The sequence below is a fragment of the Streptomyces sp. NPDC005728 genome (assembly GCF_040630895.1).
Classification (GTDB): domain Bacteria; phylum Actinomycetota; class Actinomycetes; order Streptomycetales; family Streptomycetaceae; genus Streptomyces.
On sequence record NZ_JBEXYL010000090.1, the window covers coordinates 17,499 to 31,167 of the forward strand.

Here is a 13,669-nt window from a genome sequence, read left to right on the forward strand (position 1 = left end):
AGTGGATTGAGATGCTCCGCTACACGCTGATGCGCCTCGGCGTCTTCGCCGGCTGCCTCGTGGTCGTCTGGGGAGCCGTCTACTCGGGCATCTTCCCGCGTGGCTTCGGCGACTCCAACTTCCTGTGGGTGCTGCTGCTCGCGCTGGTCCTCTCGGCGCCGATCAGCTGGGTCGTGCTGCGCAGGGAGCGGGAGCGCGCCTCCGTGCAGATCGTGACCAAGGTCGACCGGATGAAGTCCAACCTGGAGGCCAACCGCAGCCAGGAGGACGTGGCCGACGACACCGCGCGGGCGCAGGGCGGAGCAGCGGCGCCCAACTAGTCTTGCCCCATGGGTGCCGTCAAGACCAAACGGATGCCGCGGGCGGTGCGTGAGCAGCAGATGCTCGATGCCGCCGTGCAGATCTTCGGCCAACGCGGCTACATGGCCGCCTCGATGGACGAGATAGCCGAACTCGCGGGCGTCTCCAAGCCGTTGGTCTACCTCTATCTCCACTCGAAGGAAGACCTCTTCACCGCCTGTATCCGCCGTGAGGGCGCCGCCCTCACCCAGGCCGTCCGCGTCGGCGTGAGCCCCGGGCTGTCCGCCGACCGCCAGCTCTGGGACGGACTGTGCGCGTTCTTCGCCCACACCGCCGAACACCCCGACGGCTGGTCCGTGCTGCACCTCCAGGCCCGCACCCACGGCGAGATCTTCGCCGCCGAGGCCACCGCGGTGCGCGAGGAACTCGTCGCGTTCGTGACCCAGTTGATCGCGACCGCGTGCCGCGCGGCGCACCGGGACCCCGACCTGCCCGAGCGTGAGGTCGCCGGACTCGCCGAGGCCCTGGTGGGCGCGGCCGAGGCCCTCGCGGCGTGGGCGAACGCCACCCCCGGCGTCACGGCCCGGCAGGCGGCCGCGACGCTGATGAACTTCGCCTGGGCGGGCCTCGGCAACCTCATGGACGGACGGTCCTGGACCCCGCCCGCCCCGGCGGAACAGGGGAGCTGACGGTCACAGCGGCACCGGCGAGCCGACGGTCACCTCCTCCAGGAACGCCGCGGCCCGCGGTGCCGCCCCCGCCTTCAGCCAGCCCCGCACGTCCGCGCACACCGTGATCTCCACACCCGTCCCGGCGAGCACCAGCGGCAGGGTGTACAGCACCGTCGACGGCATGCTGAGCAGGGTGGCGGCCACCGGTCCGCGCAACAGCTCCAGTTCCAGGGGGAGTTCGGGACGTACGATCTCCAGCTCGCCGAGCTCCGCGAGCCGCCGCAACTTCTCCGGGGCCTCGCGGCGGTGCGCGTAGTAGCGCTCCGCGTTCCACTGGTGGGCGAGGGCCGCCACCTCCTCCACATACCGCTCGGCCTCGATCAGCCCCGTCTCCGCCAGGGACGTACCGATCAGGTCGGTGCCGGGGCGCAGCTGCGGGGGGCCGTGGCGCTGCCGTGCCCAGGAGTAGGTGTTGGCGGAGGCGATCCCGCCCGGCGGGAGCCTGAGCCCCGTCGTCAGGCAGGAGAAGACCTCCAGGCGGCGCCCGCCGCCCGGGGTCAGCCGCCGGGCGGCGCGGGCGGCGGCCGCCGGAGCGCGGCCCGTGCGGTGCCAGCGGACCAGGGGGTCGCCGGCGAGCAGGGCCCGGGACAGCTCCAGCGTCGCCGTACCGTCGTCGACCAGGACGAGGTCTCGGGCGCGGGACAGCGGAAGCAGCCGCTGGATCAGGCCCGAGAACGGGTCACCGATGACGAGGCGTTCCGCCCCCGCCAGCTTCGGGGCGAGCGCGGCCAGGGCGGGCGCGAGGCCGGCCGGGATCCGGCGCACGTCGTACAGGGCGACGTCCAGCCCCTCCTCGCGGGCGAGGTCGGCCATCGTCCGCAGCTGGTGCCGGGTGGTCGCGTCGCGCGGCTGCAGGACCGCGACCGAGCAGCGGGCCGGGTCCGGCGCGCCGCCGCGCTCGCCGAGCGCCCACTCCAGCAGGTTGAGCAGCTGGGCGGGGGACTCGACGAGCGCGAGGGTGCGGGTCATGACGCCTCGGCCAGGTCGCCCTGGACCCGCCGCAGCTTCTTCATCGGGCCCAGCTCGGAGTCGTAGACCCGCTTCACGCCGTCGCCGAGGGACTGCTCGATGATCCGGATGTCCCGGACCAGCCGGACCAGCCCCTGCGGTTCGACCGAAGCCGACTGGTCCGAGCCCCAGTTGGCGCGGTCGAGGGTGATGTGCCGCTCGACGAAGCAGGCGCCGAGCGCCACCGCGGCGAGCGTGGTCTGCAGGCCGATCTCGTGGCCGGAGTAGCCGATCGGGACGTTCGGGTACGCGCGGGCGAGGGTGTCCAGCATCCGCAGGTTCAGCTCCTCGGCGGGCGCCGGGTAGGTCGAGGTGGCGTGGCAGAGGAGGATGTCGGCGGAGCCGAGGACCTCCACCGCGTGCCGGATCTGTCGGGGGGTCGACATGCCGGTCGACAGGATCACCGTCTTGCCCGTCGCCCGCAGTGCGCGCAGCAGGTCGTCGTCGGTCAGCGACGCGGAGGCCACCTTGTGCGCCCGGACGTTCTCGAAGCGCTCCAGGAACTCCACGCTGGGCACGTCCCACGGCGAGGCGAACCAGTCGATGCCCTTCTTCGCGGCGTGCGCGTCGATCGCGCGGTAGTCGTCCTCGTCGAACTCGACACGGTGGCGGTAGTCGATGTACGTCATCCGGCCCCAGGGCGTGTCGCGTTCGACGTCCCACTGGTCGCGCGGGGTGCAGATCTCGGGTGTGCGCTTCTGGAACTTGACGGCGTCGCAGCCCGCCTCCGCCGCCGCGTCGATCAGGGCGAAGGCGTCCTCCAGGGAGCCGTTGTGGTTGATGCCGATCTCGCCGACGACGTACACCGGGTGGCCGGGGCCCACCGGTCGCTCGCCGATCCGGCGGGTGCGGATGTCCGTGGTGTTCTGGGCAGGGGTCATTGCTTGTTCTATTCCTGTTCGAATGGGAGGGGATGGGAGTGGGAACGAGGGTCTGAAGGGGGCCGCTCAGTCGAAGAGCGGGGCCAGGGCGCGGGCGCGGACGAGGTCGCCCGGCTCGTCGATCTCCAGGACGCGGTCCGGGTCGGTGCGTACGAGGGCGGTGCGTCCGAAGAAGCGGTGGTGGGCTGTGCGGAAGCCGTCGGCGCGCATCGCGTAGGCGGCGCCGGTCTCCAGGAAGTCCTCCGGGCGGTCCTGGCGGCGCGGCCGGACGGCGCTGTCGTGATTGACGCCGTAGGAGCGTCCCGGCGCCTCGCGCCACACGAACCCGTGGAACGGTGCGACGGTGTGCGCGGTGTCGGCGCCGCCCCCGACGACGGCCGCCGCGACCGCCTGCACGTCGTGCGCGGTGAGGAACGGGCTGGTGCACTGCACGAGCAGGAGGACGTCCACGGGGATGCCGTTCTCCTTCTCATAGGCGTCCAGTGCGTGCCGCAGCGCGTCCTCGCTGGACGCCGTGTCACCGGAGAGGTCGGCGGGCCGCTCGACGATGCCGGCGCCCGCGGCCCGCGCCTCCCGTGCGATCCGCGCGTCGTCCGTGGACACGACGACCTCGGTGACCAGCGGCGCGGCCCGGCAGGCGCGCACCGCGCGGGTGACCAGCGGGACGCCCCCGACCGGAGCGGTGTTCTTGCCAGGTACGCCCTTGGAGCCGCCCCGGGCGGGGACGACGGCGAGCACGGTGCTCATACGGCACCCCACCGGCGCAGGGCGGGCGCTACCCGCTGATAGCCCACGCGGTACAGGGACTTGGCACCCCGCCCCGCGACCCGGCGCACGACGCTCGTCACGCGCCGGTTGCCGCCGGCGCCCGGCGGGGCGGGCAGCGGGCGGCCCTTCTCGTCGAGGCCGTTGCGCTCCAGGATGTCGCCCAGATAGGCCGCGGCCGTCTGCGGTGTGTAGTACGGCCGCAGCTCGGGAAGCGCACCGGCGGCGCGCAGGGCGGCGATGCGGGCGCGGGCGGCGGCGTACGGGTCCGCCTTGCCGATGCCCTGCGACGCCGCCCACGCGGGATCGGGACCGGGGAGGGCTCCGGCGTCGAGGTCGTCCCAGGAGGCGAGGCAGCCGGAGTGCACGAAGTAGTGGTTGCCGTGGGCCTCGCGGACGCCGAAGTCGGTGAGGATCGCGGTGGGTATCCCGCGGTGCATCGACTCCAGGGCGGCCGTCGAGCTGACGGTGACCAGCAGGTCGGTGCGGTCCAGGATCTCGCCCATGTTGCCGTAGACGAGCTGGAGGTTGGCGGGCGCGGGATCGGGGAGGGCCTCGACGAGCAGCTGGTAGGGGTCGGCCTCGACGTGGGTGGTCTGCTCGCCGGGCAGGCTGCGCAGCTTCATCAGGACCAGCCGGTCGGGGTGGCGGCGGGCGTGCGCGGCGGCCCGTTCCAGGAGGTGGAGCCGGTTCGCCCGGCCCTTGGGCACGGACGGCTGCACGGCGAAGGTGAGCGTGAACGGCCGCTCGCGGGACGCCCGGTAGGGTTCCCCGCCGAGGAACGGCAGCGCGCACTCCACCACGGAGTCGGGATCTATGCCGGTGCTCGCGAAGACCGAGCGGAAACGGCGGGTGTCGTGCGCGGAGTTGGCGAGGACGACGTCGGTGCCCGCGCGGGTCAGCAGGCCGTCGACCATCTTCTCGTAGACGACGCCTACGTACCCGCTGACGGTGACCGGCCGTCGTGCCCGTCCCTGCCAGGCCAGGCCCAGGGCGTGGGTGAGCGCGAGGACGGTGCCGCCCGCGAGGGCCATGACGACGACGTCGGCGTCCGCCAGTTCCTCGTCGTCGACGAGGCCGCCGGCCGGGACCTCGCGCTGGGTGTCGGGCACGATGCCGATCTCGGTGAGCTGCCGTTCCGTGGGGGTCGACCGGGTGCGCAGGAAGTACGCGTCGAGGGCGTGCTCCGGGGCGAGCTGCCGCGCGACCGACGCACCCCACTTCCAGCGGGTGTCCGAATCGGCGAGGACGGCGATGCGTCTGGGGCGAGGAGGCATGCGCAGACGGTAAGAGGAGTGCCTGAGGATGGTATGAGGCGTGCCTTGAAGCGAGCTTTGGCATGCTGGGACTTGCCTGAGAATGCGTGCGCTCAGGGAACGAGCGGCCGGATCTCTCCCTCCACGTGCACCCTCTCCCTGCCGTCCCGCAGCTGGAACCGCTGGTCCCGCGCCGCGTACGCCACCGTCCCCGGCAGCAGCACGGGTGCCCGGAACTGCGCCCGCACCCGCACCGCGTCGGGCGCGCCGTGCGCGGCGAGACACCGGGCCACCGTCCACATGCCATGCGCGACGGTCCGCGGGAAGCCGAAGAGTCGGGCGGTGAAGGGGTGCAGGTGGATGGGGTTGCGATCCCCGGACGCGGCCGCGTACCGCCGCCCCACGTCATCGCCGAGCCGCCACTCGGCCAGGACGGGCACAGGCTCTTCGGGACCGCCCTCGGGGGCGCGGGCGGCACCGGTGTCCGTCCTGTGGCGCGCGAGATACGTGCTCCTCGACTCCCATACGATCTCGCCGCCGGTGCGCATCTCGGTGACGACGTGGGCCTCGGTACCGCGCCGGTGCGGGGTCAGCCCGGCCACCTGCACCGCGAGTTCGTACTCCGGGCCCGAGGCGAGCGCGGTGCGCCGGGTGATCTCGATCGATGTGTGGACGAGGCCCAGCAGCGGGAGCGGGAAGTCGCGCGCGCTCATCAGGCTCATGGCGAGCGGGAAGCCGAGGACGTGCGGATATGTGACGGGCAGGGTCTCGTCGCCGGTGGCGAAGCCGCACACCCGCTCGTAGGCGGCCAGCCGCGCGGGATCGATACGGACGGGGGCCAGCACGAGCCGGGAGCGCGGGAAGCCGGCGTCGGCGTGGGGCCGTTTGAACGGGGAGCGGAGGGCACCCCGGGCGAGCAGGGGACCGAGGGCGGGCGTGCGGGTGAGGACGGTCATGTGCAACTCCCGCGCGACTCGGTCCAAAGTTCTTACTCTGAAGTAAGGTTACCGGAGGTAAGTCCATCGCGGGGGTGAAGGGAAGGTCAGATCCGGAGTGAACGTGAGCCCCCCTCACCTAACCCCCGAGACTGCACACCCCCGGCTCGGGACCACCCCCGAACCCGCACAAGCCCCCCACAGGGGGCTCGTACGATCACCTGCCTGAACCGTCGGTAACCCCTTTCCGAGGCCCGCCGCCGGTGAACGCCTTGGCGTACGAGGCACGTACGTCATGCAGCAAGCAGTTCACCGCTGCACGCCCGAGGAGTCGCCCCGTGTCCACTTCGTACCCGAACACCCCCGTCTCCTCGGGTGCCACCGTCTCGGCCACCGACTACGACGGCCTCCCGGTCCTCGTGGAGCCCGAGACCCGCCGGCTGGACGGCGCCGTACGCGAGGCGTACGTCCCGCCGTTCGCGCCGCAGGTCAAGCACGGCTCGCTCGCCGACCTGCCGTTCGACAACGCCGAGGCGGACCCCGGCGCGATCGTGCTCAGCCGCCGGCTCGCCGACGGCCGCTGGACGGACGTGACGGCGGCGGACTTCGCCCAGCAGGTGCTCGCGGTGGCGAAGGGGCTGATCGCGGAGGGGCTGGTGCCGGGCGACCGTATCGCCGTGATGGCCCGCACCACCTACGAGTGGACCCTGCTCGACTTCGCCGCCTGGGCGGCCGGGCTGGTCACGGTGCCCGTCTACCCCACCTCCTCCGTCTTCCAGACCCGCTGGATCCTGCACGACTCCGGCGCGGTGGCCCTGGTCACGGAGACCCCGGGCCAGGCCGCCGCGATCGGCCCCGAGCTGGAGCGCATGCCGGACCTCCGCCACCTGTGGGTGATGGACAAGGGGCATGTGGAGCGGCTGGCGGAGCTGGGCGCCCAGGTACCGGAGGGTGAAGTGGCCGTACGCCGGGGCATGCTGGGCCCCGGCACCCTCGCCACCCTCATCTACACCTCCGGCACCACCGGCCGCCCCAAGGGCTGCGCCCTCTCGCACGGCAACTTCTTCGCCGAGGTCGACAACGCCATCGAACTCCTCTACCCGATCTTCAAGGCGAAGTCGGGCGAGGACGTGTCGGTGCTGCTGTTCCTGCCGATGTCCCACGTCTTCGGGCGGATGGTGGCGATCGCCTGCATACGGGCCCGGGTGCGGCTCGGGCACGCACCCAGCCTGAAGGCCGGGGACCTGCTGCCGGACCTGGCCGCCTTCAGGCCGACCTGCCTGCTGACCATCCCGTACATGCTGGAGAAGATCTTCAACTCCGCGCGCGCCAAGGCGGAGGCGGGCGGCCGCGTGAACACCTTCGACCGGGCGGTCGCGACCGCCGTACGGTACGGCGAGGCGCTGGAGGCACGGCAGACCGGCACCGGCGGCGGCCCGGGCCGGACCCTGAAGACGGCCCGTTCCCTCTATGATCCGCTCGTCTACCGGCGCATCCGCACCGCCATGGGCGGCAAGGTCAAGTACGCCATCTGCGGCGGCTCACCGCTCGGCCGCCGCCTTGCCGCGTTCTACGCCGGTGCCGGCATCGAGATCTTCGAGGGGTACGGCCTCACGGAGACCACCGGCGCCTCCACGGTCACCCCGCCGCTCAAGCCGCGCCTGGGCACGGTCGGCTGGCCGCTGCCCGGCACCCGGGTGCGGATCGCGGCGGACGGGGAGATCCTCATCGCGGGCGACCACGTCCTGCGCGGCTACTGGGACCCGCAGGCCGGCGGAGTCGTCCCCGCGACCCGGGACGGCTGGCTGCCCACCGGCGACCTCGGCGAACTGGACGACGAGGGCTACCTGACCATCACCGGCCGCAAGAAGGAGCTGCTGATCACGGCCGGCGGCAAGTCGGTGGCACCGGCGCCGCTGGAGAACTGGCTGCGCCAGCACCCGCTGATCTCCCAGTGCATGCTGGTCGGCGACCGGCGCCCGTACGTCGCCGCCCTCATCACGCTCGATCCCGACGGCATCACCCACTGGCGCCAGATGAACGGCAAGCACCCGGTGCCGCCGGAACTCCTCATCGGCGACCCGGAGCTGACGTCCCTCCTCCAGCGGGCGCTGGACGAGGCCAACAAGCTGGTGTCACGGCCCGAGTCCATCCGCCGGTTCGCCGTCCTGCCCGTCGACTTCACCGAGGAGGCGGGCCATCTGACCCCCTCCATGAAGCTGCGTCGCGAGCAGATCATGCGCGACTTCGCCGACGAGGTGGCCGGACTGTACGAGCGGTGAAAGGGTCGGCACCCGCTCCCCGCGCGTGGAGCGGGTTGCCGCCTGGGTCGGCCGCGTCCCGGTACCGATGTTCGTACGCCCTCGAAGCACAGTCAATCCTTGGGTTTTCTCGGCAAACCCAAGTGTTAGCTTGGGTGTTGTGACCCTCGACGACCTGCGCGTGTTCGTCGCCGTGTGCCGGGCGGGCAGTCTCAGCTCCGTCGCCCGGGACCTCGGCTGCACCCAGTCCGCCGTCAGCCAGCACGTCAAGCGGCTGGAGCGGGAGACCGGCGTGGCCCTCCTGGAACGGCTGCCGCGCGGGGTGGTCCCCACACAGGCCGGGCGCATTCTGGAGGCAGCCGCGGCCGAGGGAATCTCGGGCCTGGACCTCGCCGTACGACAGCTCCGCGATCTCCTCGACGGACACAGCGGCTACGTGCGTGTCGCCACCGGTGCCACCACGGTCCGCCACTTCATGTCCGACGCCGTCGTCGCCTTCCGGCGCCGCCACCCGAAGGTCAACCTCGAATTCCGGACGGTCAGTTCGGGCCGGGGCACCTTCGACGCCCTCGCCGAAGGCACCCTCGACCTCGCCTGGATCACCATCGGCCCGCCGGTCCGGGGCATCGAGCAGCGGACGGTGGTGGAGCTGCCGTGGGTGCTCGCCGTACGCGCCGACGACCCCCTGGCCGGGCGGTCCCGTCTCGACCCGGCCGAACTGCGGGACGTCCGCCTCATCCGCCTGCCCCCGAACTCCACCTCCGCCGCCCATCTCGATTCCGCCTGCACCGAGTCGGGCGTCCGCTTCGCCCACGACACGAGTGTCGCCGACTGGGACACGGCCCTGATGCTCGCCGAGCTGGGGGTGGGCCGGGCAGTCGTACCCGTCGTACCGGGCCTTCCGGTGCCGGGAGAGGGGGAGCTGCGGCTCGTACCTCTCCCCGGGCTGCGGCCCCTCCCCGTCGGCTGGGCCGTCCGCCGCTGGGACGCCCTCAGCCCTCCGGCACGGGCCTTCGCGGACACGGTCGTGGAGTGCCGGGCCGCTGCCGCGGGGTGAGCGGGAGTTCCACCCACACCGTCTTGCCGACGTCCCGCTCCGCCACGCCCCACTTCGATGCCAGCACCTGTACGAGTACGAGGCCTCGGCCGCCCTCGTCCTCCAAGTTTCCCGGCAGGAACCGGAGGGGGCGGTCACCCCGGGTGTCGCTCACCTCGATACGCAAGGTGTCCTCGGCGCGCAGGAGCAGCAGCCGCAGCTCGAAGTCCCGGCCGGGTACGCGACCGTGGGTGACCGCGTTCGCCGCCAGCTCGGCCACGAGGTGCTGGGCGGACCAGTTCAGGTCGCCGTCGAGGCGGTGACCCCAGGCGTCGAGCTGGTTGCCGGTCAGGTATCGGGCCAGGCGGGCGCCGCGTGCGGTGGCGCTGAGCCGCTGGACCAGTTCTGTTGTGGGGGTGGAGATTTCGACGTTCACGTCACCGAGCGTGGTGAGTTCTCCCTACTCTGACCAGGGGAGACCCGGCGACTGTGCGTAGTCGTACGGGTGCGGTACGTCTGGTGTACGGGTCGTCGGAGGGTGGAGTGACGGAAGAGCAGGAGCGGAGGCCGGAGACTCCCGCGGAAGCGAACGGTGCGGCGGCGGTGTTCGTCGTGCTGGGCAGGCAGCTGAAGTTGCTGCGCGAGAAGGCGGGGCTGAACCAGAGGGAGTTCGGCAACCTGGTGGGGTACGGCCCGGATCAGGTCTCGGCGATGGAGAGGGGGGTGCGGACGCCGAGGCCGGAGTTCTTGGAGAAGGCGGATGAACTCCTCGACGCCGGGGGCTTGTTCAAAGAGGTCGTCCCCCAGGTCGAGGAGGCGATGGCCAAGGCGAGGACTCGGCATCCCGACTGGTACCGGAGTTACGCCGCCATGGAAGCGGAGGCAGTCGAGCTGCATCACTACAGCAGTCACGCTGTGCAAGGCCTACTTCAGACCGAGGGCCACGCGCGGGCCGTGTTCGCCAAACGGCGGCCATTTCTCAGTGAGGAGACCATTGAGAAGCGTGTGGCCGACCGCCTCTCGCGCCAGCAAGTGTTCGAACGCCGTCCCGCGCCTGTGGTCAGCTACGTCCTCGAAGAGGTTGTGCTTGACCGGCCGATCGGCGGGCGGCTGGTCCACGTGGAGCAGCTACGCCGCCTGCTGCGTGTCGCCGGCATGCAGAACGTGGAGATCCAGGTGATGCCGACGTGCATCGAGGAACACCCCAACATGGATGGTGCGTTCAACCTCCTCTTCCCCAAGGGGCACGCACAGGTTGCGTACACGGAAGTTCAGGGTTTCCCGCGGCTGATCACCGACGGAGAAGAGGTCCGGAAGATCGCAGATCGCTATGGGACTATGCGGGCGATGGCACTGTCACCCACGGAGTCCCGGGCGTTGATCGAAAAGAAGCTGGAGTCGCTATGAGCAGTCACGAACTCACCTGGTTCAAGTCGAGCTACAGCGGCGGTGAGGGAGGAGACTGCCTCGAACTCGCCTACAACTGGAGCAAGTCCAGCCACAGCAGCGGCGAAGGCGGCGAGTGCCTCGAAATAGCCGCCCACCCCACCGCCATCCACATCCGCGACTCCAAGCAACCCCCCACCGCCCCCCACCTCACCCTCGCCCCCGCCACCTGGTCCGCCTTCCTCGCCTCGGGAACCTGAACCGGTCAGTGGTGTGCAGCCATGTGGGCGAGAGTCTGCTGCGCGGAGTCGGGGGCGAAGGCGCTGTCGAGTCCTTCGGCGGCTCCCTCGGCCGCTTCGACGGAGCGGGGCAGCATCACGTTCTCGTAGGCGGTGATGGCGTCGTCAAGCGTGGGCTGGACGGAGAGCGCGTGGGCGAGGTCGGCGCCGTCGAGCATGGCGAGGTTGGCGCCCATGCCGGAGAAGGGTGACATGAGGTGGGCGGCGTCGCCGAGGAGGGTGACGCCGGGGGTGTGGGGCCAGGTGTGGCGGAGGGGCAGGGCGTAGAGCGGGCGGTTGGTGTAGCCGCTGTCGGTGTCGGTGATGAAGCCGGTCAGGCTGTCGCTCCACCCGGCGAACACCTTGAGCAGGGCCTCCCGTACGGCGGAGGTGTCGGCCAGGTCGAGGCCGGCCCGCTGATGCCAGTTCTCGTCGGTGCGCATGCCCAGGTAGATGCGGATGTGTCCGCCGCTGTTGCGCTGGGCGACGAAGCCCTGGTTGTCGTCGAGGGCCATCATCGTGCCGTTGCCGGTGAGGGCGGCGAGCCGCGGGTGGCAGGTGTCAGCGTCGTCGAGGCCGGTCTCGACGAACGTGACGCCGGTGTAGGCGGGCGCGGCGTCGGACAGCAGGGGCCGTACGCGTGACCAGGCGCCGTCGGCGCCGACGACCAGGTCGGTCTCGGCGGTGGTGCCGTTCGTGAAGTGCAGGCGGTGGGTGCCGCCCCCGAGCGGCTCGGCCCTCTCCAGCTTGTGGCCCCAACGGACCGTGTTCGGGGCCAGGGAGTCCAGCAGGATCTCGCGCAGCTGACCGCGGTCGATCTCGGGATTGCCGTCCGGGGTGTCGGCCTGCGGTGGAACGGCGTCGAAGACGATGCGGCCGTCGCGGCCGACCAGGCGCATCTGTTGGCCCTCGGGCCGGGCCAGCCTCTGGAAGTCGTCCCACAAGTCGGCTGCGTGCAGGGCGTGTTGGCCCGAGTCAGGATGCATGTCGAGGGTGCCGCCCTGGTCGCGGGCGGTGCGGGAGACGTCCATGTCGTGGACGGTGACCTCGATGCCGCGCCGCTGGAGGATACGGGCGCAGGTCAGGCCGCCGGGTCCGGCGCCGATGATCGCGATACGGGGGGTGTCGATGCTCATGAGGTCACGAAAACACACTCACTAAAAAAGTGCAACGACACAACTTATTGATTCGGACAACTCGAGGGCCAGTCATCGCGCCCGCCGCAAAATCGCCGGAAGACGGGGCGAACCGGCTGTTCTGTTTATGCCGGGAATCCGCCCGCAGCCCGTGCCGGGGAGCGGGTAGCGTAGGAGGGATGCACGGGTGTCCACGGTTCGTCATCGTCCTGTCCCCGCACGGAAGAAGTGAGCGTCTTGGGCCAACGCACCAGCTCGGGAACCGGCTGGGACCGGATCGGTAACGTCCGCTCGTAGCCTGCCTTTCCACCCTCGCCGACTCCGTCACCACGAGCAGAGGCATGAAAGAAGACAACGACGTCCGCCGGATCTTCCTGCTGAACCCGGACCAGCGCCTCGTCCGCGAGGCCGCGCACGCGGGTGTCCAAGTGCGCTCGGTCCGGGTCGACGCAACGGACGAGTCGGCGCTGCGCGCAGCCATCGCCGAGGCCGCCGAGGCCGGACTGTGCGTCAACCCTGCCCGCGCCCTCAAGGTCCTGTCCGACCCGGTGGCCGTGCAGCGCCTGGTCCGCGACAACCGGCTGTCACCCGGCGGCACCGAGGTGGCCTCCCACGACCTGCGGCTGACCGTGGAGACGCTGAGCGTGCACGGGATGCACCAGGCCGTCGCGATCATCGCCCGCACCCCCTACGGCCTGCTCCACCCCGCCCCGCTCACGGACGACACCGCCGCCGAGGTGCGCGCGGTGGTGACCGCGCTGCTGGACCTGACCGGATACCAGTACGGGCCGGCCCACACGAGCGTCGCCCTCACCCCGCGCGGACCGGTCATCACCGGCTGCCGCGCGGGACTCGGGGACGATCCGGTGCCGGAACTGGTCAAGGTGGCAGGCGGGTTCGACCTGGCGGCCGGTGCCATCGAGGTGCTGGCCGGGCGGCTGGTCGACGCGGTGCGGCCGAACCGGTTCGCCGCGGCGGCCCTGCTGAGCCCGCCCTGGCGACTGGAGACCTCCGAGGTGGTGATCCTGCCGCACGTCCGGTACGTCTCGCCGCCCGGGGTGCTGCGCCCCGGACACCTCGTCGTGCACGCCGACTCGCCCGAGGTGGCGGCCCGGCGGGTGGCCTCCCTCGCCGCGCTGGTCGTCGGCGACGGGCGCTGACCGGGAGACCGGGAACGGATCGGGAACGATCCGGTACGGGGTGACCGCACCGTTGATACGTCGCCGGAAGAAGGACGACGACGCCAGCGACGTCAACAGGAGGCGGAGTCAGGATGCTGAAGTTCTCGATCCTCGGGGCACTGCAGATCCGTACCGTGTCCGGTCCGGCGGAGATCTCCGGCGACCTGCAGCGCACCCTGGTGCAGACCCTGTTGGTCAGCGAGGGCCAGCCGGTGTCCGGGGAGAGCCTGGTCGAGGAGATGTGGGGCGATGCCGTCCCCGACAACCAGGCCAACGCACTGCAGGCCCATGTCAGCCGACTGCGCCGCAGACTGCGCGGCCTGGAGCCCGGCCGGTCCGGCTCCCGGGTGACCATCCACCCCTCCGGCTACCGGCTCCTCGTGAGCGAGGGTGAGCTGGACGCCTCCGACTTCGTGCGGACCGTGCGGCTGGCCGAGTCGGCCTCCCCCGGGGACGCGGCGCGCACCGCGCGGCTGCTCGGCGACGCGCTCGGGATGTGGCGCGGTCCCGTCTTC

At 71.5% G+C, this 13,669-nt stretch carries 14 protein-coding genes and 1 pseudogene; 8 read left to right on the plus strand and 7 right to left on the minus strand.

Annotation, left to right across the window (positions count from 1 at the left end; genetic code table 11):
* Positions 1–11 precede the first annotated feature (11 nt).
* Together ABZ471_RS38030 and ABZ471_RS38035 are read left to right on the plus strand one after the other, a co-directional pair.
* Positions 12–320 (plus strand): DUF4229 domain-containing protein, encoded by a 309-nt coding sequence (locus tag ABZ471_RS38030; protein ID WP_359073125.1) that lies wholly within the window; start codon positions 12–14, stop codon positions 318–320.
* Between the two features lie 9 nt (positions 321–329).
* Positions 330–989 (plus strand): TetR/AcrR family transcriptional regulator, encoded by a 660-nt coding sequence (locus tag ABZ471_RS38035; protein WP_359073127.1) that lies wholly within the window; start codon positions 330–332, stop codon positions 987–989.
* A gap of 3 nt (positions 990–992) precedes the next feature.
* On the opposite strand, the gene ABZ471_RS38040 is transcribed toward ABZ471_RS38035, so the two are convergent.
* The 5 genes and pseudogenes from ABZ471_RS38040 to ABZ471_RS38060 all read right to left on the minus strand — a co-directional run bounded on the left by ABZ471_RS38040 (position 993) and on the right by ABZ471_RS38060 (position 5,897).
* Complete coding sequence (locus ABZ471_RS38040) at positions 993–2,000, minus strand: hypothetical protein (RefSeq protein ID WP_359073129.1); 1,008 nt, start codon at positions 1,998–2,000, stop codon at positions 993–995.
* The gene (locus tag ABZ471_RS38045; RefSeq protein WP_359073131.1) at positions 1,997–2,920 is read right to left on the minus strand and encodes an N-acetylneuraminate synthase family protein; all 924 of its coding nucleotides are present in this window, start codon (positions 2,918–2,920) and stop codon (positions 1,997–1,999) included. Before ABZ471_RS38045 ends, ABZ471_RS38040 begins: the two co-directional genes overlap by 4 nt.
* A gap of 69 nt (positions 2,921–2,989) precedes the next feature.
* Positions 2,990–3,667 (minus strand): annotated as a pseudogene (locus ABZ471_RS38050) (acylneuraminate cytidylyltransferase family protein); the annotation flags it as partial.
* On the minus strand, positions 3,664–4,962 hold the full coding sequence (locus ABZ471_RS38055; protein WP_359073133.1) for a DUF6716 putative glycosyltransferase: 1,299 nt from the start codon (positions 4,960–4,962) through the stop codon (positions 3,664–3,666). The gene ABZ471_RS38055 and the pseudogene ABZ471_RS38050, both read right to left, overlap by 4 nt.
* Before the next feature lie 92 nt (positions 4,963–5,054).
* Entirely contained in the window at positions 5,055–5,897 is an 843-nt protein-coding gene (locus tag ABZ471_RS38060) for a MaoC/PaaZ C-terminal domain-containing protein (protein ID WP_359073135.1), read from the minus strand.
* Between the two features lie 317 nt (positions 5,898–6,214).
* Between ABZ471_RS38060 and ABZ471_RS38065 the strand changes: the two genes are divergently transcribed.
* Together ABZ471_RS38065 and ABZ471_RS38070 are read left to right on the plus strand one after the other, a co-directional pair.
* Positions 6,215–8,158, plus strand: coding sequence for an AMP-dependent synthetase/ligase (locus tag ABZ471_RS38065; protein ID WP_359073137.1), 1,944 nt, complete (start codon positions 6,215–6,217; stop codon positions 8,156–8,158).
* 139 nt (positions 8,159–8,297) lie between these two features.
* Positions 8,298–9,194 carry a LysR family transcriptional regulator gene (locus ABZ471_RS38070; RefSeq protein ID WP_359073139.1) on the plus strand — a complete coding sequence of 299 codons (897 nt, stop codon included), beginning with the start codon at positions 8,298–8,300 and terminating at the stop codon, positions 9,192–9,194.
* Here the strand turns inward: ABZ471_RS38070 and ABZ471_RS38075 are convergent.
* Positions 9,130–9,609: an ATP-binding protein gene (locus tag ABZ471_RS38075; protein WP_359073141.1), complete on the minus strand. Its 480-nt coding sequence runs from the start codon at positions 9,607–9,609 to the stop codon at positions 9,130–9,132. The two genes, ABZ471_RS38070 and ABZ471_RS38075, sit on opposite strands and share 65 nt — an antisense overlap.
* A 107-nt stretch (positions 9,610–9,716) precedes the next feature.
* Here ABZ471_RS38075 and ABZ471_RS38080 point away from each other — a divergent pair, with 107 nt between their 5' ends.
* Both ABZ471_RS38080 and ABZ471_RS38085 read left to right on the plus strand, forming a co-directional pair.
* Positions 9,717–10,580: a helix-turn-helix transcriptional regulator gene (locus ABZ471_RS38080; RefSeq protein ID WP_359073142.1), complete on the plus strand. Its 864-nt coding sequence runs from the start codon at positions 9,717–9,719 to the stop codon at positions 10,578–10,580.
* A complete protein-coding gene (locus ABZ471_RS38085) occupies positions 10,577–10,819 on the plus strand; it encodes a DUF397 domain-containing protein (RefSeq protein ID WP_359073143.1) in 243 nt (80 codons plus the stop codon). Before ABZ471_RS38080 ends, ABZ471_RS38085 begins: the two co-directional genes overlap by 4 nt.
* Before the next feature lie 5 nt (positions 10,820–10,824).
* On the opposite strand, the gene ABZ471_RS38090 is transcribed toward ABZ471_RS38085, so the two are convergent.
* A complete protein-coding gene (locus ABZ471_RS38090) occupies positions 10,825–11,973 on the minus strand; it encodes an NAD(P)/FAD-dependent oxidoreductase (protein ID WP_359073145.1) in 1,149 nt (382 codons plus the stop codon).
* A 341-nt stretch (positions 11,974–12,314) separates the two neighbouring features.
* Between ABZ471_RS38090 and ABZ471_RS38095 the strand changes: the two genes are divergently transcribed.
* Both ABZ471_RS38095 and ABZ471_RS38100 read left to right on the plus strand, forming a co-directional pair.
* Positions 12,315–13,133: a hypothetical protein gene (locus ABZ471_RS38095; protein ID WP_359073147.1), complete on the plus strand. Its 819-nt coding sequence runs from the start codon at positions 12,315–12,317 to the stop codon at positions 13,131–13,133.
* A 113-nt stretch (positions 13,134–13,246) separates the two neighbouring features.
* On the plus strand, positions 13,247–13,669 hold a 423-nt coding region (locus ABZ471_RS38100; RefSeq protein WP_359073149.1), incomplete at its 3' end, for a winged helix-turn-helix domain-containing protein.